A 20,676-nucleotide genomic window follows, 5' to 3' on the forward strand; every position below is an offset into this window, starting at 1 on the left:
TATGCCCGCTAAAATGGGTACTTAGCCAGGAGGCTATCTTGTTAGACAACTTTAAACTTTCGCTCCAGTACATCCTGCCTAAACTATGGCTGACCCGCCTGGCAGGCTGGGGTGCAAGCAAACGAGCTGGCTGGTTGACCAAACTGGTTATCGACCTGTTCGTCAAATACTACAAAGTCGACATGAAGGAAGCACAAAAGCCGGACACTGCCAGCTATCGCACCTTCAACGAATTCTTCGTCCGTCCACTGCGTGACGACGTGCGCCCGGTTAACACCGACCCAAGTGTACTGGTGATGCCAGCCGACGGCGTAGTGAGCCAGTTAGGCCCCATCGAAGAAGACAAAATCCTGCAAGCAAAAGGCCATAATTACAGCCTGGAAGCCCTGCTTGCCGGAAACTATTTAATGGCCGATCTGTTCCGTAACGGCAGCTTCGTGACCACTTACCTGTCGCCGCGTGATTACCACCGTGTTCACATGCCGTGTAACGGTATTTTGCGTGAAATGATTTACGTGCCGGGCGATTTGTTCTCCGTGAACCATTTAACCGCGCAAAACGTACCGAATCTGTTTGCCCGTAACGAACGTGTTATCTGCCTGTTCGATACTGAATTTGGCCCAATGGCGCAAATTCTGGTCGGCGCGACCATTGTTGGCAGCATCGAAACCGTCTGGGCTGGCACTATCACGCCACCGCGTGAAGGCGTGATCAAACGCTGGACGTGGCCTGCGGGTGAAAGCGAAGGCTCTGTAGCTCTGTTAAAAGGCCAGGAGATGGGTCGCTTTAAACTGGGTTCAACGGTGATTAACTTGTTCGCACCAGGCAAAGTGAACCTGGCCGAGCTGCTGCAAAACCTGTCTGTGACTAAGATTGGTGAACCGCTGGCCGTATCTACCGAACCTATGGGCGAACCGGAAGTGCCTGTCAGTGAGATTACTGAAGCAGAAGTTGCTGCCGATCAGGAAACCAAACCGGACGTTTAAATCTCCCTACCCCACAGTCCTTGCGACATCGCCGCAAGGGCTGATTCACCTATAGGTATTGACGTGCGCCTGATAATCACACTTCTGATGGCCTGGTGCCTAAGTCTTCCGGCGTATGCCGCCACCGCCCCCGACGCCAAACAAATCTCCCAGGAACTCGAACAAGCTAAGTCTGCAAAAGACAAACCTGGCAGTGCTGAAACCGTGGAGGCGCTTCAGGCAGCGCTCAACGCACTTGATGAACGAAAAGTCTCTCTCGAAAGAGCGACGCAATATCAGCAAGTTATAGATAACTTCCCCAAGCTCTCTGACACCTTGCGTCGGCAGATAAATAATCTGCGCGATGAACCGCAAAAAGTGCCAGAAACCATGAGCACCGATGCGTTAAACCAGGAAATCCTGCAAGTTAGCAGTCAGTTGCTGGATAAAAGCCGCCTTGCACAGCAAGAACAGGAACGCACCCGGGAAATCACCGACTCACTCAGCCAACTGCCGCAGCAGCAAACCGATGCCCGCCGTCAGTTAAACGAGGTTGAACGGCGGATGGGCACGCAAACCGCCACCAGCACGCCGTTATCGCAGGCACAGAATCTCTCTTTGCAGGCTGAATCTTCACGTCTGAAAGCCCTGGTCGATGAACTGGAACTGGCGCAGCTTTCCGCCAGTAACCGCCAGGAACTTTCTCGCCTGCGGGCTGAACTTGCTCAAAAGCAGAGCACGCAACTGGATGCTTATCTGCAAGCGTTGCGTAACCAATTGAATAATCAGCGTCAGCGTGAAGCAGAACAAGCGCTGGAAAGCACCGAACTGCTGGCTGAAAGCAGCGCAAATTTACCGCCGGACATTGTTGCCCAGTTCAAAAATAACCGGGAGCTGTCTCAGGCGTTGAATCAACAGGCTCAGCGCATGGATTTAGTGGCCTCCCAGCAGCGCCAGGCGAGCAGTCAGACGTTGCAGGTGCGTCAGGCGCTCAACACGCTGCGTGAACAGTCACAATGGCTTGGGGTCTCTAACGTGCTGGGAGAAGCATTACGTGCCCAGGTGGCTCGTTTGCCGGAGATGCCAAAGCCGCAGCAGGTGGATACCGAACTGGGCCAGTTGCGTGTTCAGCGGTTGCATTACGAAGATCTGCTAAGCAAACACCAGCAACTGCGCCAGATTCGTCAACTCGATGGTCAGCCGCTCACCACCGAGCAAAATCGCATTCTGGAAGCGCAGTTACGTACCCAACGCGAGCTGCTCAACTCCCTCCTACAAGGGGGCGATAACCTCATTCTCGAGCTAACCAAACTGAAAGTGGCCAACAGCCAACTGGAAGATGCGCTCAAAGAGGTGAACGAAGCGACGCACCGTTATCTGTTCTGGACATCAGACGTCAGCCCAATAGGCTTCAGTTGGCCGGTTGAGATCGTGCAAGATTTGCGCCGGCTGGTCTCGATGGACACCTTCAGCCAGCTTGGCAGCGCCACCGTCATGATGCTGACCAGCAAAGAGACGCTGCTGCCGCTGTTTGCCGCATTGATCCTGGTAGGCTTCAGTATCAGCTCGCGCCGCCACTTTACGGCTTTCCTTGAGCGCTCCAGCGCCAAAGTGGGGAAAGTGACGCAGGATCATTTCAGTTTAACGCTGCGCACCGTGTTCTGGTCGATTCTGGTGGCATTGCCGTTGCCGGTGCTTTGGGCAACGCTTGGTTTCGGGCTGCAAGCCGCCTGGCCATACCCGCTCGCGGTAGCGATTGGCGATGGCGTAACCGCCACGGTTCCGCTGCTTTGGGCGGTCATGATTTGCGCGACGTTCGCCCGTTCAAACGGTTTGTTCATCGTGCATTTCGGCTGGCCGCCGCAACGTGTTGCTCGCGCCATGCGTTATTACCTGATGAGCATCGGGCTAATCGTGCCGCTAATTATGGCATTGATTATGTTCGATAATCTCAGTGACCGGGAGTTCTCCGGTTCGCTTGGGCGGCTGTGCTTTATTTTGATTTGCGGTGCAATGGCCCTGGTCACGTTAAGCCTGAAACGGGCAGGAATTCCACTGTATCTTGATAAGCAGGGCAACAGCGAAAACATTGCCAACACGATATTATGGAACTTGTTGCTGGCGGCTCCATTGCTGGCTATTTTGGCCGCTGTGGTGGGTTATCTGGCAACCGCGCAAGCACTGCTGGCAAGGCTTGAAACCTCGGTCGCCATCTGGTTCTTGTTACTGGTGGTTTATCATATCTTCCGTCGCTGGATGCTCATTCAGCGCCGCCGCCTGGCATTCGATCGCGCCAAACATCGTCGTGCGGAAATACTCGCCCAACGTGCTCGTGGCGAAGAAGAACCCGCTCACAGCCACAGCACTGAAGGTTCGGCAGAAACTATCGAAGAGCCAGAAATCGATCTGGATACTATCAGCGTGCAGTCTCTGCGCCTGGTGCGTTCGATTCTGATGCTGATTGCGCTGCTGTCGGTCATCGTGCTCTGGTCGGAAATCCATTCTGCATTTGGCTTCCTTGAGAACATCACGTTGTGGGATGTCACCTCAACGGTACAAGGTGTAGAAAGCCTCGAGCCGATTACGCTCGGAGCGGTTCTGATAGCAATTCTGGTGTTGATTATCACCATGCAACTGGTGCGTAACCTCCCTGCTCTGCTTGAACTCGCACTCCTCCAGCACCTCGATTTAGCACCTGGCACCGGTTACGCCATCACGACTGTCACCAAATATCTGCTTTTATTGGTGGGGACATTGGTCGGCTTCTCGATGATTGGCATTGAGTGGTCGAAATTGCAGTGGCTGGTCGCAGCCCTTGGTGTTGGTTTAGGTTTTGGTTTGCAGGAGATTTTCGCCAACTTTATCTCGGGCCTGATCATTCTGTTCGAGAAACCGATCCGTATTGGCGACACCGTGACGATTCGCGATCTTACCGGCAGCGTCACTAAAATTAATACGCGAGCCACCACCATCAGCGACTGGGACCGCAAAGAAATCATCGTGCCGAATAAAGCGTTTATCACCGAGCAGTTTATCAACTGGTCGCTGTCGGATTCGGTAACGCGTGTGGTGCTAACTGTTCCAGCCCCGTCTGATGCAAACAGCGAGGAAGTCACGAAGGTGTTGTTGCAGGCAGCCGAGCGCTGTTCGTTGGTAATTGATAACCCTCCGCCAGAAGCATTCCTTGTGGACTTGCAGGCGGGTATTCAAATCTTTGAGTTGCGAATTTATGCCGCAGAGATGAACCACCGTATGCCGCTGCGCCATGAGATTCACCAGCTGATTCTGCAGGGCTTCCGCGAACACGGTATCGAACTGCCGTTCCCACCATTCCAGATGCGTCTGGATAGTCTGGGCGGGCAACGTAGCAGCAAGACGCTGACATCTTCAGGGAAAGCGGGCAGAACGCCGGGGAGTTTGTAAGTCAGAACGCCCTCATCCCAACCTTCTCCCCCAGGAGAAGGAGAAGTGCGATACATCCCCTCTCCCTCAGGGAGAGGCTCAGGGTGAGGGTGGATCTAAGCCCTGTCCACCGGGAACGCCAGCACGTCGGCCAGGCTTTCGGCCTTCAGCGCCAACATAATCAAGCGATCCACGCCTAGCGCAACACCAGAGCAATCAGGCAGCCCTGCTTTGAGTGCTTCGAGCAAATTCACGTCAATCGGCTGCTGCGGCAAACCGCGAGCGGCACGTTTGCGGTTCTCCTGCTCGAAACGCTGCTGCTGCTCACGCGCATCGGTTAATTCGTGGAAACCATTCGCCAGCTCAATACCTCGGAAATAGACCTCAAAGCGCTCTGCTACGCGATGGTCTTCGGTGCTGATCTGCGCCAGGGCGGCCTGGCTTGCCGGGAAGTGGTAAACAAACGTTGGTTTTTCTTTACCAATATGCGGCTCGACACCCATGCTGAAAAGCAGTTGTAGCAAGGTATCGCGGTCTTCTTCCTGGTCGGCAATGTTGCTTAAATCGAGTTTTTTCGCAACTTCACGCAACTGGGTTTTGTCCGCAGAAAGCGGGTCAATTTCCAGGTGGCGTTGGAAAGCCTGCTGATAAGAGAGCGTTTCTGCCGCATCAGTTTCCAGCACCTGTTGCAGTAAATCATCAACTTCATTCATCAAACGATACATGTCGTAGCAGGGGCGATACCACTCCAGCATAGTGAACTCTGGATTATGGTGACGGCCCATTTCTTCATTACGGAAACTGCGGCACAGCTGAAATACCGGGCCAATGCCCGCCGCCAACAGGCGTTTCATGTGGTATTCCGGGCTGGTCATCAGGTACAAATTCACGCCCTGAGCGTGGCCTGGGCCAACAAAACGGGTTTCAAACGGGAACAGATTGATATCCGTTACCGTAGCCTGACTCATGCACGGTGTTTCCACCTCCAGTACACCGCGATCGGCAAAAAAGCGCCGAATAACCGCCATGATCGCGGCGCGTTTCAACAGGTTGGGGATGGATGCGCTCGGCTGCCAGGTGGCCGTTTCGCTCATGGGGGAGTCTCCGTATTCATACAAGGCCGAGAAGTCTACCCGCAACGCATAGGCGAGACAAATTTTGCGCAGTAAATTTTCAACGTTGCTAAGGCCACGATGGCGCGAAGAATCCTGATTTCGTGACATAAATCATCACTACAATTAATTAATTGCTGAACTGAACAGCAAAAAAATCGAACACGTCAAATTTCCTTAAAAAGCCTGCGGCTATAATCCGCTACCTACAAAGGAGCAGGGAAAACCCTTTCGCTATAGCTGCCGCCGTATCGGTGAACTACCTTTGGTTAAATTAGCTATGCGAAATAACTAAAAATCTGGAGGAATGTCGTGCAAACCTTTCAAGCCGATCTTGCCATAATTGGCGCTGGCGGAGCGGGCTTACGAGCAGCCATCGCGGCGGCCCAGGCCAATCCACAAGCCAAAATCGCTCTGATCTCCAAAGTCTACCCAATGCGTAGCCACACCGTGGCCGCCGAAGGGGGTTCTGCTGCCGTTACGCAGGATCACGACAGCTTCGAATATCATTTTAACGACACCGTTTCCGGTGGCGACTGGCTGTGCGAGCAGGATGTGGTCGACTATTTCGTCCATAACTGCCCGACCGAAATGACGCAGCTTGAGCAATGGGGTTGCCCATGGAGTCGTCGCCCGGACGGTTCCGTCAACGTGCGCCGCTTCGGTGGCATGAAGATTGAACGCACCTGGTTTGCCGCGGATAAAACCGGCTTCCATATGCTTCACACCCTGTTCCAGACATCATTACAGTTCCCGCAAATCCAACGTTTTGACGAGCATTTCGTGCTCGACATTCTGGTTGATGACGGCGCTGCGCGTGGCCTGGTTGCCATGAATATGATGGAAGGCACGCTGGTACAAATCCGCGCTAATGCGGTCGTGATGGCAACCGGTGGTGCGGGTCGCGTTTATCGCTACAACACCAACGGCGGCATTGTGACCGGTGATGGTATGGGCATGGCACTCAGCCACGGCGTACCGCTGCGTGATATGGAATTTGTGCAGTATCACCCAACCGGCCTGCCAGGTTCCGGCATTCTGATGACGGAAGGCTGCCGTGGTGAAGGCGGTATTCTGGTCAACAAAGACGGCTATCGTTACCTGCAAGATTACGGCATGGGCCCAGAAACTCCGCTGGGCGAGCCGCGCAACAAATATATGGAACTCGGTCCGCGCGACAAAGTTTCTCAGGCCTTCTGGCACGAATGGCGTGCAGGTCGCACCGTTCCGACTCCGCGTGGCGATGTGGTTTATCTCGATTTACGTCATCTGGGCGAGAAAAAACTTCTCGAACGTCTGCCGTTTATCTGCGAACTGGCAAAAGCGTATGTTGGCGTCGACCCTGTAAAAGAGCCGATCCCCGTTCGCCCTACCGCGCACTACACCATGGGCGGTATCGAAACCGACAGCCAGTGCGAATCCCGCATTAAAGGCCTGTTCGCAGTTGGCGAATGTTCGTCTGTTGGTCTGCATGGCGCAAACCGTTTAGGTTCTAACTCACTGGCAGAACTGGTGGTGTTTGGTCGCCTGGCGGGTGAAGGCGCGATGCGTCGTGCAAACGAAGCATCGCCCGCCAATGACGCTGCATTGAATGCACAAGCCGCAGACGTAGAAACTCGCCTCAAGAAACTGGTTAATCAGGAAGGCTCTGAGAACTGGTCGAAGATTCGCGATGAAATGGGTCTGTCGATGGAAGAAGGTTGCGGCATTTACCGCACGCCAGAGCTGATGCAGAAAACCATTGATAAGCTGGCTGAGCTGCAAGAGCGCTTCAAACGCGTTCGCATTACTGACACTTCCAGCGTGTTTAATACGGATTTGCTGTACACCATCGAGTTGGGCCACGGCCTGAACGTTGCGGAATGTATGGCGCACTCAGCGATGGCACGTAAAGAATCACGCGGCGCACACCAGCGCCTGGACGAAGGTTGCACCGAGCGTGATGACGTGAACTTCCTGAAACATACTCTCGCTTTCCGTGATGCCAATGGAACCACGCGTCTGGAATACAGCGATGTGAAAATCACGACTTTGCCACCGGCTAAACGCGTCTACGGTGCGGAATCAGAAGCGGCCGACAAGAAGAAGGAGACGTCGAATGGCTGATGTGATGAAGACCCTGAAGATTGAAATCGTGCGCTATAACCCGGAAACGGACAACGAGCCGCACAGCGCAATCTACGAAGTGCCTTACGATGAACAAACCTCGCTGCTGGATGCGCTGGGTTACATCAAGGACAATCTGGCACCAGATCTGACCTACCGCTGGTCATGCCGTATGGCTATCTGCGGCTCTTGCGGCATGATGGTCAACCGCATACCTAAACTGGCATGCAAAACCTTCCTGCGCGAATACACGCAGGGCATGAAGGTTGAAGCGTTGGCGAACTTCCCTATCGAGCGCGATTTGGTGGTCGATATGACCCACTTTATCGAAAGCCTGGAAGCGATTAAGCCGTACATCATTGGCAACCCGCGTACGCCAGATCAGGGGCCAAACAACCAGACTCCGGCACAGATGGCGAAATACCATCAGTTCTCCGGCTGCATCAACTGCGGCTTGTGCTATTCAGCTTGCCCACAGTTTGGTCTGAACCCTGAGTTTATTGGCCCGGCGGCCATTACGCTGGCTCACCGTTACAACCTGGATAACCGCGACCATGGCAAGAAAGAGCGTATGGCGCAGTTAAACGGCAAGAATGGCGTCTGGAGCTGTACTTTCGTGGGCTTCTGCTCCGAAGTGTGCCCGAAACACGTCGATCCGGCCGCTGCCATCCAGCAGGGTAAAGTCGAAAGTTCGAAAGACTTTTTGATTGCCACCCTGAAACCACGCTAAGGAGTGCAAAATGACTACGAAACGTAAGCCTTATGTACGGGCGATGACGCCAACCTGGTGGCAAAAACTCGGCTTCTACCGTTTTTATATGATTCGCGAAGGTACTTCGGTGCCAACGGTCTGGTTCAGCATTTTGCTGATCTGTGGTCTGTTTTCGCTAAAAAGTGGGCCAGAAAGCTGGGCGGGATTTGTTGCATTCCTGCAAAACCCGATTGTGATTATCCTCAATCTCATCACTCTGGCAGCCGCTTTACTGCATACCAAAACCTGGTTTGAACTGGCACCGAAGGCCGCCAATATCATCATTAAAGATGAAAAAATGGGACCGGAGCCGGTAATTAAAGGTTTGTGGGCGGTGACGATTGTCGCCACGGTCGTCATTCTGTTTATTGCACTGTTCTGGTAAGGGGGACGTCATGATTAATCCAAATCCAAAACGCTCCGACGAGCCGGTATTCTGGGGTCTGTTTGGCGCAGGCGGCATGTGGGGCGCCATCATCGCGCCAGTTATCGTGCTGCTGGTTGGCATTATGCTGCCGCTGGGTCTTTTCCCAGGCGACGCATTGGGCTATGACCGTGTGCTGGCATTTTCGCAGAGCTTGATTGGCCGCCTGTTCATCTTCCTGATGATTGTGCTGCCGCTGTGGTGCGGGCTGCACCGTATTCACCACGCGATGCATGACCTGAAGATTCACGTGCCATCTGGCAAATGGGTGTTCTATGGTCTGGCTGCGATTCTGAGCGTCGTGACACTGATTGGCGTCATCACGCTTTAATCACTCCGATGATTTAAACAAGGCCTGCCATTAATTGCGCAGGCCTTTTTATTTGTAGCACTCACGGCTAAAGTGTCACTTTCATGGAGGATCGCCAATGATCAAAAGAACCCTTTGCAGTGCGCTGGTACTCAGCGTTTCATGTGCCACTTTTGCTGCCCCGAAAGCTCTCACCGAACAACAAATCGGTAAAACCGTTGCGCAGACGATTTCCCCCCTACTCAAGGCGCAGGAGATTCCCGGCATGGCCGTGGCGGTGATTTATCAGGGCAAACCGTACTATTTCACTTATGGTAAAGCGGATATCGAGCAAAACATCCCGGTGACAAAACAGACGCTGTTTGAACTGGGCTCCGTGAGTAAAACCTTCACCGGCGTTCTGGGTGGCGACGCTATTGCGCGCGGTGAAATCAAATTAAGCGATCCGGCAACGAAATACTGGCCTGCGCTCTCGGGTAGCCAATGGAAAGATATCACTCTTCTGCATCTGGCGACCTATACGGCGGGTGGCCTGCCGCTGCAAGTCCCGGATGAAGTCACCCACCAGGCGGCGCTGCTGAATTTCTACCAGACCTGGCAGCCGCAGGCAGCGCCTGGGGAAAAGCGCCTGTACTCCAACGCAAGTATTGGCCTGTTCGGCGCGCTGGCGGTTAAACCGTCGGGGAAAACGTTTGAAGAGGCGATGACGGAGCGTCTGTTCCAGCCGCTGAAACTGGCTCATACCTGGATAAAAGTCCCTGCGTCAGAGGAAAAACAGTACGCCCATGGTTATCGCAACGGCAAGCCCGTGCGCGTATCGCCCGGAATGCTGGATGCCGAAGCCTATGGGGTGAAATCAAGCATTGAAGATATGGCGAGCTGGGTGCAATACAACATCTCTCCTGAACTCGTGGCCGATAAGACCTTACGCCAGGGAATCGAGCTTGCACAATCGCGCTACTGGCGCGCTGGCAGCATGTATCAAGGCTTAGGCTGGGAGATGCTGAATTGGCCATTGCAAGCCAATACGGTGATTGACGGGAGCGATAATAAGGTCGCTCTTGCCCTGACCCCCGTCACAGCGATAAACCCACCAGTGGCCGCAGTAAAAGCATCGTGGGTGCATAAAACGGGTTCAACGGGTGGCTTTGGCAACTACGTGGCGTTTATTCCTGAGCAGCAACTTGGCATCGTGATGCTGGCGAATAAAAGCTATCCCAATCCTGAGCGCGTAAAAGCGGCCTATACGATTTTGAACGCATTGCAGTAGCCTATTTTGTGGCGGGTGACGTTATCGATTACCCGCCTTTTTATTTCTTCCCTCAGCCACCTTTTTTAAAGCCGCAATCTACACTTAGCAAAAAACCGAGAAGGAATTTGCTATGCGCATCTGGCCGATTATCTCCGCCCTTGCAGTTGCGTTTCTCGTTGTGTCCTGTAGTTCCCCCACTCCTCCACCTGGCACCACGGTAGTTAATCATTTTGAGGCTAAACGGTATCTGGGAAAATGGTATGAAATAGCCCGTATGGACCACAGTTTTGAGCGCGGGCTGGAGCAAGTCACGGCAACTTACAGCACCATGGATGACGGGGGCATTCAGGTCATCAACCGAGGTTTTAACCCTGACAGGCAAATGTGGCAGCAAAGTATTGGCAAGGCCTATTTCACCGGCGACCCAAACCGGGCTGCCCTGAAGGTTTCATTCTTTGGGCCGTTTTATGGCGGATATAACGTGATAGCCATTGATAAAGATTACCGGCACGCACTGGTGTGCGGGCCGGATAAAGATTATCTGTGGATCTTGTCCCGCACGCCGACCATCAGCAATGAAGTGAAACAGCAAATGCTGAACATCGCCACGCAGCAGGGCTTCTCAGTCGATAAACTTATGTGGATTAAACAGCCTGCCAGTTAGTGGGTGCTAAGTTTCAGGCCAATAATACCGATGACAATCAACGCCAGGCTCGCGATGCGGGCCAGGCTTGCTGATTCACCTAACAGTATAATGCCGGTGGTTGCAGCACCAACGGCGCCAATCCCGGTCCAGACGGCGTAAGCCGTGCCCGTCGGCAGCGTTTTCATCGACCATGACAACAGCGCGACACTGACAATCATCGCCACAACCGTGATGACACTTGGCCACAAGCGGGTAAAACCGTGGGTATATTTCAGGCCAACGGCCCAAACGACTTCTAGCAAACCGGCGATAACAAGAACAAACCAGGCCATATACAGCTCCAGTCAATGGGGCCGTCCCCGGAATAAAGACGCGCTTATGGGTCGTCCCATAAGGCGGGTGAAGGCGCTATTCTAGCAATCAGATGGTGAGTTGTTAAGCCAGGAATTGGCTGCAAAACGACCCGTATATCCACAATTCACTTTTAGTATTTTTTCATATTATGTGCACTCTTCAGAATTCAGAAAAGGCTGTATCAGTGAGTTACGCGAACGGTAAGTATGCATAAGATATTGTTAATTGACCGCTGCCATTATACCCGGCAGGGTTTTAAGAACTGGCTCAGTCAAAATACTGCATTTACTATTTCTGAAACTGATAACTTACTTTTAGCACGTGAAAAAATAATACAGTGGCGACCTAATCTGGTTATTGCCGATTTTACAAGTTTTGCCAGCTCGCTACATAATATCCAACAACTCTCGTCGATTTATTCCGCCTGCGGCACATCGATTCGTTTGATGCTACTTAACAGCATGCGTCATGAAATGATTGAAGAGTATTGCCTGGCGCAAGGCTCACGTTCGATATATAACAAAACCGTGCCACTGCCTGAGCTGTACGCAACCATTCACAAACAACTGAGCGCTCGCCCACCCTTTAATTCTGACAGGCAATTCACATCGCCATTACTCACCTTACGTGAGGAACGCATATTAAAGTTATGGACCGACAGAGCCAATAATGATTTTATTGCCAGCATGATGGGGATTAGCACGAAGACGGTATATACCTATAAGCGTAATATTCGTATGAAACTCGGTATTAGCAATCGCTTTTCATTATTTATCGAACAGTATCAGTCATCATGAAATAAACAACGGTACGGCGAAGATACCGTACCGTCCGCTAATACATTAATTCTGCGCTTTTGTTGCGGCACCGGAAATCGCCTGACCACCATCCTGAATATCTTCACCCATACCTTTGGTGGTATTACACGCAGTAAGTAACGACGAAAGCACTATGAGAGAAAAGAACGCTGCAATAGTTTTCTTAATCATGACCGTTTCCTTTTTTGACCATATTGTTTGTGTATAGCAGTTAAAGCATAGACAAAAATTGGCAGGCTGAAGGAAAAAGCAGATTTTTAGGAGTGTTGGTAATTACTTGTTTGCAGCGCGTTCGATGGCACCGCCGAGGTGTTGCAGGTCTTCGCCAAAGCCACGGGTAGCGTTACAGCCAGTGAGAACAGTGGTTAACAACGTGATGAAAAGTAAATGTTTAATCAAACGGCTCATCTTCCCTGCCTTTTGCAAGCGGCGGTGATGCGCAAAGCGCGCCACCGCCAACCTTCACGTATTACTTAACGCGAGAAACGTATTCGCCAGAGCGGGTATCAACTTTGATGATTTCGCCAGTCTGAACGAACAAAGGTACTTTAACCACAGCACCAGTAGACAGTGTTGCAGGCTTACCGCCAGTACCAGCAGTATCACCTTTCAGACCTGGATCGGTTTCCACGATTTCCAGCTCTACGAAGTTTGGTGGCTGAACAGCGATTGGACGGCCGTTCCACAGGGTCACGATACACTCGGCCTGATCCAGCATCCATTTAGCGTTGTCGCCAATGGCTTTCTCGTCAGCTGCCAGCTGCTCGAAGGTTTCGTTATTCATGAAGTGGTAGAACTCACCGTCGTTGTACAGGTAAGTCAGGTTCATATCGATAACGTCTGCGCCTTCAGCGGAGTCGGTAGATTTGAAGGTTTTCTCTACGCGGGTGCCTGTCAGCAGGCGGCGCATTTTAACGCGAGCAAAGGCCTGGCCTTTACCTGGTTTCACGAACTCACTGGATTCAACCGCGTAAGGTTCGCCTTCGAACATGATTTTAAGACCGGCACGGAAATCGTTGCTAGAATAAGTCGCCATAAGGCCCTCTGAAATTGTTAATTGGTAGCTTAGCCAAAAAATGGCACACATTGTAACCCTAAATCCCCCCCGCAGAGAAGATTGGTTGACGCAACTTGCCGATGTTATAACCGATCCTGATGAACTGCTGCATATTTTAGAGCTAAACGCTGACGAAGAGCTGTTGGCGGGACGTGATGCGCGTCGACTTTTTGCTTTGCGCGTACCGCGAGCTTTCGTTGCGCGCATGGAAAAAGGCAATCCGAACGACCCACTCTTACGCCAGGTCCTAACCTCAAAAGAAGAGTTTATTGCCGCGCCCGGTTTTAGTACCGATCCTCTCGAAGAGCAGCACAGCGTGGTGCCGGGTCTGCTGCACAAATACCGCAACCGCGCGTTATTGCTGGTCAAAGGCGGATGCGCGGTTAACTGCCGCTATTGCTTCCGTCGCCATTTCCCGTATTCCGATAACCAGGGAAACAAGCGCAACTGGCAGGCCGCTATCTCGTACATCAGTGAACATCCGGAACTGGACGAAATTATTTTCTCCGGCGGTGATCCGCTGATGGCGAAAGATAATGAACTGGACTGGTTGATTAGCGAACTGGAAGCCATCGGGCATATTAAGCGGCTACGTATTCACAGCCGTTTGCCTATAGTCATCCCGGCTCGTATCACCGAAACACTGGTGGCTCGCATTGCGCGTTCACGTTTGCAGGTGATTCTGGTTAATCATATTAATCACGCGCAAGAGATTGGTGACAAGTTCAGAGCAGCGATGGCGAATTTGCGCCAGGCTGGCGTGACGTTACTCAACCAAAGCGTTTTGCTGCGCGATGTGAATGACAATGCACAAACTCTCGCGCGGCTGAGTAACGCGTTATTCGATGCAGGGGTAATGCCGTATTACCTGCATGTGTTGGATAAAGTGCAGGGCGCGGCGCATTTCATGGTGAGTGACGATGAAGCACGCAAGATTATGCGTGAATTGCTGACGATGGTATCCGGCTATATGGTGCCTAAACTTGCCCGAGAGATTGGCGGCGAACCGAGTAAAACGCCGATAGATTTGCAGTTACGGCAGAGTTGATTCAGAAATGAGTTTTGTAGGTCGGGCAAGCGCAACGCCACACGACCTACAAAATTAAACTTAGATCAGTTCGGGCACTTATATACCTGGCCAGTCATGGTGCTGGCAGTCGGAGCGAAGCTCGACAGCAAGTTTTGACTCGGGCTGCTCACGCCGTACAGCACGTTACCGCCCATTGCCGCTGCGTTATTACGCAGAGCATTTGCCGCACCACGCATAGAACCGCCTTCACTGCCCTGCTGCCCGGAAAACCAGTTACTTTGCTCACCGGTTGCATTTCCTAATAGCTGGCATTCAGTGCCTGGCTTATCCTCAACAAAACGGACGCCCTGCCCACCAGCAGAAAGATCATTGCTGGTGCTACAGCCTGCCAGCAGCAGCGCTGCTACAGCCATTCCTGCTGAAACTTTAATGCGCATGTTGTTCCCCGTTATCAATGCTGTCTTGAAAAGTAGCGGGCCGTCTTCGCCCGGTGAGATCTTATACCAGACTGCGACCAAAAAGAAAAAACCCTCAGACATTTCTGCCTGAGGGTTTTCTTAACACGATGTGACTAGCACATAAGTGTCAGGGCAATTACATCATGCCGCCCATGCCACCCATACCGCCCATACCTGCGCCGCCTAAGTCAGGACCGTCAGATTTTGGCATATCGGTAATCATGCACTCGGTGGTGATCATCAGGCCAGCCACGGATGCTGCGTACTGCAGAGCAGAACGAGTCACTTTGGTTGGATCCAGGATACCCATGTCGATCATGTTGCCGTATTCTTCGGTTGCTGCGTTGTAACCGTAGTTACCGTCGCCCGCTTTCACGGTGTTAGCAACAACAGATGGTTCTTCGCCGCAGTTCAGAACGATTTGACGCAGTGGAGCTTCCATTGCGCGCAGCGCAACTTTGATACCCACGTTCTGGTCTTCGTTCTGGCCACGCAGTTCAGACAGTTTAGAAGCCACGCGAATCAGCGCAACACCACCACCGGCAACCACACCTTCTTCAACCGCAGCACGGGTAGCGTGCAGGGCATCTTCAACGCGTGCTTTCTTCTCTTTCATTTCAACTTCGGTAGCTGCACCGACTTTGATTACTGCAACGCCGCCAGCCAGTTTAGCTACGCGCTCTTGCAGTTTCTCACGGTCGTAATCAGAAGTTGCTTCTTCGATTTGCTGACGAATCTGAGTCACACGACCAGCAATCGTAGGTTCTTCACCATTACCATCGATGATGGTGGTGGTGTCTTTGTTGATCACGATACGTTTAGCAGTACCCAGATCTTCCAGGGTCGCTTTTTCCAGCTCCATACCGATCTCTTCAGAGATAACAGTACCGCCAGTCAGGATAGCGATGTCTTGCAGCATAGCTTTACGACGGTCGCCAAAGCCTGGTGCTTTAACAGCAGCGACTTTCACGATACCGCGCATGGTGTTCACAACCAGAGTTGCCAGCGCTTCGCCTTCAACATCTTCCGCGATGATCAGCAGTGGTTTGCCTGCTTTCGCAACGGCTTCCAGAACTGGCAGCATTTCACGGATGTTGGAGATTTTTTTGTCAGCCAGCAGGATGAACGGGCTGTCCAGTTCGATAGAACCGGTTTCTGGTTTGTTGATGAAGTACGGAGACAGGTAGCCACGGTCAAACTGCATACCTTCTACAACGTCCAGCTCGTCTTGCAGGCCAGTGCCTTCTTCAACGGTGATAACGCCTTCTTTGCCCACTTTTTCCATCGCTTCAGCGATAAGTTGGCCAACGGTTTCGTCGGAGTTAGCAGAGATAGTACCAACCTGAGCGATTGCTTTAGAGTCAGAGCAAGGAACAGACAGGGCTTTCAGCTCTTCAACAGCGGCGATAACAGCTTTATCGATACCGCGTTTCAGGTCCATTGGGTTCATGCCTGCAGCAACAGCTTTCAGGCCTTCAGTGATGATGGACTGAGCCAGCACGGTTGCAGTGGTAGTACCGTCGCCCGCAGCGTCGTTCGCTTTAGAGGCCACTTCTTTAACCATCTGCGCACCCATGTTCTCGAACTTGTCTTCCAGTTCGATTTCACGCGCTACAGAAACACCATCTTTAGTGATAGTCGGTGCACCGAAAGATTTATCCAGAACAACGTTACGGCCTTTAGGACCGAGGGTAACTTTCACTGCATCTGCCAGTACGTTAACGCCACGCAGCATTTTCACACGAGCGTCATTACCGAATTTTACGTCTTTAGCTGCCATTCTTAACTTTCCTTAAATTCGTTTATGTTCGTTCAGTTAGTGCGCGTATTACGCTTCAACAATTGCCAGGATGTCGCTTTCTGCCATGATCAACACTTCTTCATTGTCGATCTTCTCAGACTTAACACCGTAACCATCGTTGAAAATCACGATATCGCCGACTTTAACGTCCAGCGGTTGCACGTTACCGTTTTCCAGGATGCGGCCTTTACCGACAGCGATGATTTCGCCACGAGTTGATTTGCCTGCTGCGCTGCCAGTCAGAACAATGCCGCCCGCAGATTTGGATTCAACTTCTTTACGCTTGACGATAACGCGGTCATGTAATGGACGAATGCTCATGTGATAGCTCTCCTTTGAGAAAGTCAGTATCAATTGTTTAGGTAACGCCGGCCCAAAATGGGTTATCGGCTGGTGACCTGAGAGATGGGGATGAGCCTTCCCCCCTTCAAGGGGGAAAACAAAAAAATTTTCGATTTTTAACGATTATGACGATCGTCGTTATCGCGATCGTCGAGCTGCTTCGGCGCATCATCTTTACGTTGATACTCACCGTCGAACGTTGAACCACCGCCAGTACCGGCGCTAAAACCGCCGCCCGGAGTGCGTGAGAAACGCAAATGCGGCATCAATTTCAGCGTCAGATGCTTTTGCACTGGCGGCAGTAGCAGCAACAAACCGAGGAAGTCGGTGAAGAAGCCAGGTAACAGCAACAGCAGGCCAGAAATGATCAGCGAAACGCTTTTAATCATTTCAGCGGCCGGGCTTTCACCTGCCGCCATTTTTTGCTGCATCAGCATGAAGTTTTTAAAGCCCTGGTTGCGAACCAGAGACATACCAATAACTGAGGTGAATATCACCAGCACCAGTGTCAGGAAGACACCCATCACATGAGCGACTTGAATAAACAACGAAATCTCTATGTACACATAGAGAAAAACGGCAATTAACGGTATCCAGCGCACCGTACACTCCTGTAGTTGGGCAAGCGCCTTCAGGCATTTGCGAAAATAGGTTAGCGATTATGCTTAGCCAAAGAGATGGCGACGCCTTAGCCAAAAATCAATCTTCGTGCCGCATTATTTTTTTGGAAATTTTCAACAATTGATCGGCATCACATATTAATAATTGTTATGTAAGATGACCTTTAATAAGTGATCCAGATTACTGCTTTTCGCTATCATCAGCATATCATCACGGCACGCAGACCGAATATGGACATAATCGTCGGTCTATTCATCGCACAGCCAGAGATCCTGTGTGTGCAATGATCAATCAATGGCAGCTTTAATTAAGAAGGTTCACATGTTAAATAACATTCGTATCGAAGAAGATTTGTTGGGTACCAGGGAAGTGCCAGCGGATGCCTATTATGGTGTTCATACTCTGAGAGCGATTGAAAACTTCTACATAAGCAACAGCAAAATCAGTGACATCCCTGAATTTGTACGCGGCATGGTTATGGTTAAGAAAGCAGCGGCAATGGCGAACAAGGAGTTGCAAACCATTCCGAAAAGCATTGCAAACACCATTATCCAGGCCTGCGATGAAGTGCTGAATAACGGCAAGTGCATGGACCAATTCCCGGTGGACGTTTACCAGGGCGGTGCCGGTACTTCCGTCAACATGAATACCAACGAAGTGCTCGCCAACATTGGGCTTGAGCTGATGGGCCACCAGAAAGGTGAGTACCAGTACCTGAACCCGAACGACCACGTCAACAAATGCCAGTCCACCAACGATGCCTACCCAACCGGTTTCCGTATCGCGGTGTACGCTTCTATTGTGAAACTGATTGATGCCATTAATCAGTTAGGCGACGGCTTCCAACGCAAAGCAGTTGAGTTTGAAAACGTTCTGAAAATGGGCCGTACTCAGTTGCAAGACGCCGTGCCAATGACGCTGGGCCAGGAATTCCATGCTTTCAACGTCTTGTTGAATGAAGAAACCCGCAACCTGCTGCGTACCGCAGAACTGCTGCTGGAAGTGAACCTCGGTGCGACCGCAATCGGTACTCGCCTGAACACGCCAGAAGGTTATCAGCAACTGGCCGTGCAGAAGCTGGCTGAAGTCAGCAACCTGCCATGCGTACCCGCCGAAGACCTGATTGAAGCGACCTCCGACTGTGGCGCATACGTCATGGTTCACAGCTCGCTCAAACGCCTGGCAGTGAAAATGTCGAAGATTTGTAATGACCTTCGCCTGCTTTCTTCCGGCCCACGATCCGGCCTGAACGAAATCAACCTGCCAGAACTGCAAGCCGGTTCTTCTATTATGCCAGCCAAAGTAAACCCGGTAATTCCAGAAGTGGTTAACCAGGTTTGCTTCAAAGTGATTGGTAATGACATCACCGTTACCATGGCTTCCGAAGCGGGCCAGTTGCAGCTGAACGTAATGGAACCTGTAATTGGGCAGGCGATGTTTGAGTCCATCCACATCCTGACCAACGCGTGCTACAACCTGCTGGAAAAATGCATCAACGGCATCACCGCGAATAAAGAAGTGTGTGAAAGCTATGTCTACAACTCGATTGGTATCGTCACCTATCTGAACCCGTTCATTGGTCACCACAACGGTGATATCGTCGGCAAGATTTGTGCTGAAACCGGTAAGAGCGTGCGTGAAGTTGTGCTGGAACGCGGCCTGCTCACCGAAGCCGAGCTGGACGACATTTTCTCCATCAACAACCTGATGCACCCGGTCTATAAAGCAAAACGTTATACCGATGAAAATGAACAATAATCTTCTTCGGTAGTCGACAAAAGGCACGTCCATTGGACGTGCCTTTTTCATTTGCACCAATCACAAAAACACAACAAATAATTATCAAATAATCAAACACAAGGAAGGAAATCATGTTTGGAGCTGAACTTGTTATCGTGCTGCTAGCGATATACCTGGGAGCCAGACTCGGCGGCATAGGCATTGGCTTTGCTGGCGGTTTTGGTGTGCTGGTTTTAACGCTATTTTTCCAGATTAAACCCGGGGCTATCCCCTTCGATGTCATCGAAATCATCATGGCCGTTATTGCCGCCATTGCTGCCATGCAGGTGGCGGGGGGAATGGACTACCTCGTCAGCCTCGCCGAAAAACTACTGCGTCGTCATCCCAAATACATCACCTTCCTGGCACCGTTAGTGACCTGGTTTATGACGATTCTTGCCGGAACAGGCCACACGGCGTTTTCCACGCTGCCGGTTATTACCGAAGTGGCAAAAGAGCAAGGCATTCGCCCATCTCGTCCACTGTCTATTGCCGTTGTCGCCTCGCAAATCGCGATTACTGCATCACCGATTTCTGCGGCAGTGGTGTTCTTCGCCGGGATTCTGGAGCCGTTAGGCGTCAGCTATTTGACCCTGCTGTCTATCTGCATTCCCGTCACACTGGTTGCCGTTATGCTGACGGCTATCGTCTGTAACTTCCTCGGCTGCGAGCTGAAAGACGATCCTGTTTATCAGGAACGCCTCGCTAAAGGTGAAGTGAAACTGCGTGGCAGCAGCGTCTTTGAGCTGAAACCACACGCCAAACGCTCCGTTTTACTGTTCCTGATCGGTATCGTCGCGGTGATGTTCTATGCCACCGCCATCAGCGACACCGTGGGCCTGATTCAAAACCCAATTCTGCCGCGTAACGAAGCGATTGTGGTGTTCATGCTGACCATCGCCACCCTGATTTGCATCACCTGCAAAATCGACACCGGTGAAATTCTCAATGCCAGCACCTTCAAATCAGGCATGAGCGCCTGTATTTGTGTGCTGGGTGTGGCGTGGCTGGGCGATACCTTCGTCAAAAACCATATTCAGGATATTCAGGCTGTTGCAGGCGACTTGCTGCAAGGCTATCCATGGCTGTTAGCGGTGGTACTGTTCTTCGCTGCCACTCTGCTTTACTCCCAGGCGGCGACCACCAAAGCGTTGATGCCAGCGGCTCTGATGCTCGGTGTTAGCCCATTGACGGCGATCGCCTCTTTCGCTGCCGTTTCTGCGCTGTTCGTACTGCCAACTTACCCAACTTTGTTGGCGGCAGTAGAAATGGACGACACCGGTTCCACCCGCATTGGTAAGTACGTGTTTAACCACGCATTCTTAATTCCTGGCGTGATTGCGATTTCGCTGTGCGTCATCCTCGGCTTCATCGTCGGTGGGCTGATTCTGTAAATCTTTTAAAACACGGGTCGCCCTGCGGCCCGTTTAACACCTCCCCTCGCTCCC

At 51.8% G+C, this 20,676-nt stretch carries 21 protein-coding genes; 12 read left to right on the top strand and 9 right to left on the bottom strand.

Annotated features, from left to right (window positions below):
- The first annotated feature begins 38 nt into the window (after positions 1-38).
- Complete coding sequence (gene asd / locus DY231_RS21080) at positions 39-986, top strand: archaetidylserine decarboxylase (protein ID WP_115631333.1); 948 nt, start codon at positions 39-41, stop codon at positions 984-986.
- Positions 987-1,049: 63 nt separating this feature from the next.
- On the top strand, positions 1,050-4,388 hold the full coding sequence (mscM, locus tag DY231_RS21085; RefSeq protein ID WP_115631335.1) for a miniconductance mechanosensitive channel MscM: 3,339 nt from the start codon (positions 1,050-1,052) through the stop codon (positions 4,386-4,388).
- A gap of 95 nt (positions 4,389-4,483) precedes the next feature.
- On the opposite strand, the gene epmA is transcribed toward mscM, so the two are convergent.
- A complete protein-coding gene (gene epmA, locus DY231_RS21090) occupies positions 4,484-5,461 on the bottom strand; it encodes an elongation factor P--(R)-beta-lysine ligase (RefSeq protein ID WP_115631337.1) in 978 nt (325 codons plus the stop codon).
- A gap of 330 nt (positions 5,462-5,791) precedes the next feature.
- On the opposite strand from epmA, the gene frdA reads away from it, so the two are divergent.
- From frdA to DY231_RS21120, 6 genes are all read left to right on the top strand, one after another.
- Positions 5,792-7,585: a fumarate reductase (quinol) flavoprotein subunit gene (gene frdA, locus DY231_RS21095; RefSeq protein WP_115631339.1), complete on the top strand. Its 1,794-nt coding sequence runs from the start codon at positions 5,792-5,794 to the stop codon at positions 7,583-7,585.
- Entirely contained in the window at positions 7,578-8,315 is a 738-nt protein-coding gene (locus DY231_RS21100; protein WP_115631341.1) for a succinate dehydrogenase/fumarate reductase iron-sulfur subunit, read from the top strand. The genes frdA and DY231_RS21100 overlap by 8 nt, the downstream gene beginning before the upstream one ends.
- Positions 8,316-8,325: 10 nt before the next feature.
- Complete coding sequence (frdC, locus tag DY231_RS21105) at positions 8,326-8,721, top strand: fumarate reductase subunit FrdC (protein ID WP_115631343.1); 396 nt, start codon at positions 8,326-8,328, stop codon at positions 8,719-8,721.
- Between the two features lie 10 nt (positions 8,722-8,731).
- Positions 8,732-9,091: a fumarate reductase subunit FrdD gene (gene frdD / locus DY231_RS21110; RefSeq protein ID WP_115631345.1), complete on the top strand. Its 360-nt coding sequence runs from the start codon at positions 8,732-8,734 to the stop codon at positions 9,089-9,091.
- Between the two features lie 97 nt (positions 9,092-9,188).
- The gene (ampC, locus tag DY231_RS21115) at positions 9,189-10,340 is read left to right on the top strand and encodes a CMY2/MIR/ACT/EC family class C beta-lactamase (RefSeq protein ID WP_115631347.1); all 1,152 of its coding nucleotides are present in this window, start codon (positions 9,189-9,191) and stop codon (positions 10,338-10,340) included.
- Positions 10,341-10,452: 112 nt separating this feature from the next.
- Positions 10,453-10,986: a lipocalin family protein gene (locus DY231_RS21120; RefSeq protein ID WP_115631349.1), complete on the top strand. Its 534-nt coding sequence runs from the start codon at positions 10,453-10,455 to the stop codon at positions 10,984-10,986.
- Here the strand turns inward: DY231_RS21120 and sugE are convergent.
- The gene (sugE, locus tag DY231_RS21125) at positions 10,983-11,300 is read right to left on the bottom strand and encodes a quaternary ammonium compound efflux SMR transporter SugE (RefSeq protein ID WP_034492734.1); all 318 of its coding nucleotides are present in this window, start codon (positions 11,298-11,300) and stop codon (positions 10,983-10,985) included. The genes DY231_RS21120 and sugE overlap by 4 nt on opposite strands.
- A 240-nt stretch (positions 11,301-11,540) precedes the next feature.
- Here sugE and DY231_RS21130 point away from each other — a divergent pair, with 240 nt between their 5' ends.
- Positions 11,541-12,119, top strand: a complete 579-nt coding sequence (locus DY231_RS21130) for a LuxR C-terminal-related transcriptional regulator (protein WP_256682686.1) — start codon at positions 11,541-11,543, stop codon at positions 12,117-12,119.
- Positions 12,120-12,164: 45 nt separating this feature from the next.
- Here the strand turns inward: DY231_RS21130 and ecnB are convergent, their stop codons facing one another.
- From ecnB to efp, 3 genes are all read right to left on the bottom strand, one after another.
- Positions 12,165-12,311 carry a lipoprotein toxin entericidin B gene (gene ecnB / locus DY231_RS21135; RefSeq protein ID WP_034492730.1) on the bottom strand — a complete coding sequence of 49 codons (147 nt, stop codon included), beginning with the start codon at positions 12,309-12,311 and terminating at the stop codon, positions 12,165-12,167.
- 102 nt (positions 12,312-12,413) lie between these two features.
- Complete coding sequence (locus tag DY231_RS21140; protein WP_115631353.1) at positions 12,414-12,548, bottom strand: entericidin A/B family lipoprotein; 135 nt, start codon at positions 12,546-12,548, stop codon at positions 12,414-12,416.
- A 61-nt stretch (positions 12,549-12,609) separates the two neighbouring features.
- The gene (gene efp, locus DY231_RS21145; protein WP_115631355.1) at positions 12,610-13,176 is read right to left on the bottom strand and encodes an elongation factor P; all 567 of its coding nucleotides are present in this window, start codon (positions 13,174-13,176) and stop codon (positions 12,610-12,612) included.
- Between the two features lie 40 nt (positions 13,177-13,216).
- On the opposite strand from efp, the gene epmB reads away from it, so the two are divergent.
- Entirely contained in the window at positions 13,217-14,245 is a 1,029-nt protein-coding gene (gene epmB / locus DY231_RS21150) for an EF-P beta-lysylation protein EpmB (protein WP_115631357.1), read from the top strand.
- Positions 14,246-14,310: 65 nt separating this feature from the next.
- Here epmB and DY231_RS21155 read toward each other — a convergent pair whose 3' ends face one another.
- The 4 genes from DY231_RS21155 to DY231_RS21170 form a co-directional block, all read right to left on the bottom strand.
- Positions 14,311-14,664, bottom strand: coding sequence for a DUF4156 domain-containing protein (locus DY231_RS21155; protein WP_034492720.1), 354 nt, complete (start codon positions 14,662-14,664; stop codon positions 14,311-14,313).
- 157 nt (positions 14,665-14,821) lie between these two features.
- On the bottom strand, positions 14,822-16,465 hold the full coding sequence (gene groL / locus DY231_RS21160; protein WP_115631368.1) for a chaperonin GroEL: 1,644 nt from the start codon (positions 16,463-16,465) through the stop codon (positions 14,822-14,824).
- Between the two features lie 48 nt (positions 16,466-16,513).
- Positions 16,514-16,807 (bottom strand): co-chaperone GroES, encoded by a 294-nt coding sequence (locus tag DY231_RS21165; protein ID WP_034461121.1) that lies wholly within the window; start codon positions 16,805-16,807, stop codon positions 16,514-16,516.
- Positions 16,808-16,944: 137 nt separating this feature from the next.
- Entirely contained in the window at positions 16,945-17,430 is a 486-nt protein-coding gene (locus tag DY231_RS21170) for an FxsA family protein (protein WP_115631370.1), read from the bottom strand.
- A 340-nt stretch (positions 17,431-17,770) separates the two neighbouring features.
- On the opposite strand from DY231_RS21170, the gene aspA reads away from it, so the two are divergent.
- Together aspA and DY231_RS21180 are read left to right on the top strand one after the other, a co-directional pair.
- Complete coding sequence (aspA, locus tag DY231_RS21175) at positions 17,771-19,207, top strand: aspartate ammonia-lyase (protein ID WP_034492708.1); 1,437 nt, start codon at positions 17,771-17,773, stop codon at positions 19,205-19,207.
- A gap of 113 nt (positions 19,208-19,320) precedes the next feature.
- Positions 19,321-20,622 carry an anaerobic C4-dicarboxylate transporter gene (locus DY231_RS21180; protein ID WP_115631372.1) on the top strand — a complete coding sequence of 434 codons (1,302 nt, stop codon included), beginning with the start codon at positions 19,321-19,323 and terminating at the stop codon, positions 20,620-20,622.
- Positions 20,623-20,676: the final 54 nt, after the last annotated feature.

Source organism: Buttiauxella agrestis (genome assembly GCF_900446255.1).
Lineage (GTDB): Bacteria > Pseudomonadota > Gammaproteobacteria > Enterobacterales > Enterobacteriaceae > Buttiauxella > Buttiauxella agrestis.

Bases quoted from the DNA above. Each gene is read 5' to 3' on its own strand.
- epmA (WP_115631337.1), bottom strand. From the start codon at position 5,461: ATGAGCGAAACGGCCACCTGGCAGCCGAGCGCATCCATCCCCAACCTG.
- DY231_RS21100 (WP_115631341.1), top strand. From the start codon at position 7,578: ATGGCTGATGTGATGAAGACCCTGAAGATTGAAATCGTGCGCTATAAC.
- frdC (WP_115631343.1), top strand. From the start codon at position 8,326: ATGACTACGAAACGTAAGCCTTATGTACGGGCGATGACGCCAACCTGG.
- frdD (WP_115631345.1), top strand. From the start codon at position 8,732: ATGATTAATCCAAATCCAAAACGCTCCGACGAGCCGGTATTCTGGGGT.
- ampC (WP_115631347.1), top strand. From the start codon at position 9,189: ATGATCAAAAGAACCCTTTGCAGTGCGCTGGTACTCAGCGTTTCATGT.
- DY231_RS21120 (WP_115631349.1), top strand. From the start codon at position 10,453: ATGCGCATCTGGCCGATTATCTCCGCCCTTGCAGTTGCGTTTCTCGTT.
- sugE (WP_034492734.1), bottom strand. From the start codon at position 11,300: ATGGCCTGGTTTGTTCTTGTTATCGCCGGTTTGCTAGAAGTCGTTTGG.
- ecnB (WP_034492730.1), bottom strand. From the start codon at position 12,311: ATGATTAAGAAAACTATTGCAGCGTTCTTTTCTCTCATAGTGCTTTCG.
- DY231_RS21140 (WP_115631353.1), bottom strand. From the start codon at position 12,548: ATGAGCCGTTTGATTAAACATTTACTTTTCATCACGTTGTTAACCACT.
- efp (WP_115631355.1), bottom strand. From the start codon at position 13,176: ATGGCGACTTATTCTAGCAACGATTTCCGTGCCGGTCTTAAAATCATG.
- epmB (WP_115631357.1), top strand. From the start codon at position 13,217: ATGGCACACATTGTAACCCTAAATCCCCCCCGCAGAGAAGATTGGTTG.
- DY231_RS21155 (WP_034492720.1), bottom strand. From the start codon at position 14,664: ATGCGCATTAAAGTTTCAGCAGGAATGGCTGTAGCAGCGCTGCTGCTG.
- groL (WP_115631368.1), bottom strand. From the start codon at position 16,465: ATGGCAGCTAAAGACGTAAAATTCGGTAATGACGCTCGTGTGAAAATG.
- DY231_RS21165 (WP_034461121.1), bottom strand. From the start codon at position 16,807: ATGAGCATTCGTCCATTACATGACCGCGTTATCGTCAAGCGTAAAGAA.
- aspA (WP_034492708.1), top strand. From the start codon at position 17,771: ATGTTAAATAACATTCGTATCGAAGAAGATTTGTTGGGTACCAGGGAA.
- DY231_RS21180 (WP_115631372.1), top strand. From the start codon at position 19,321: ATGTTTGGAGCTGAACTTGTTATCGTGCTGCTAGCGATATACCTGGGA.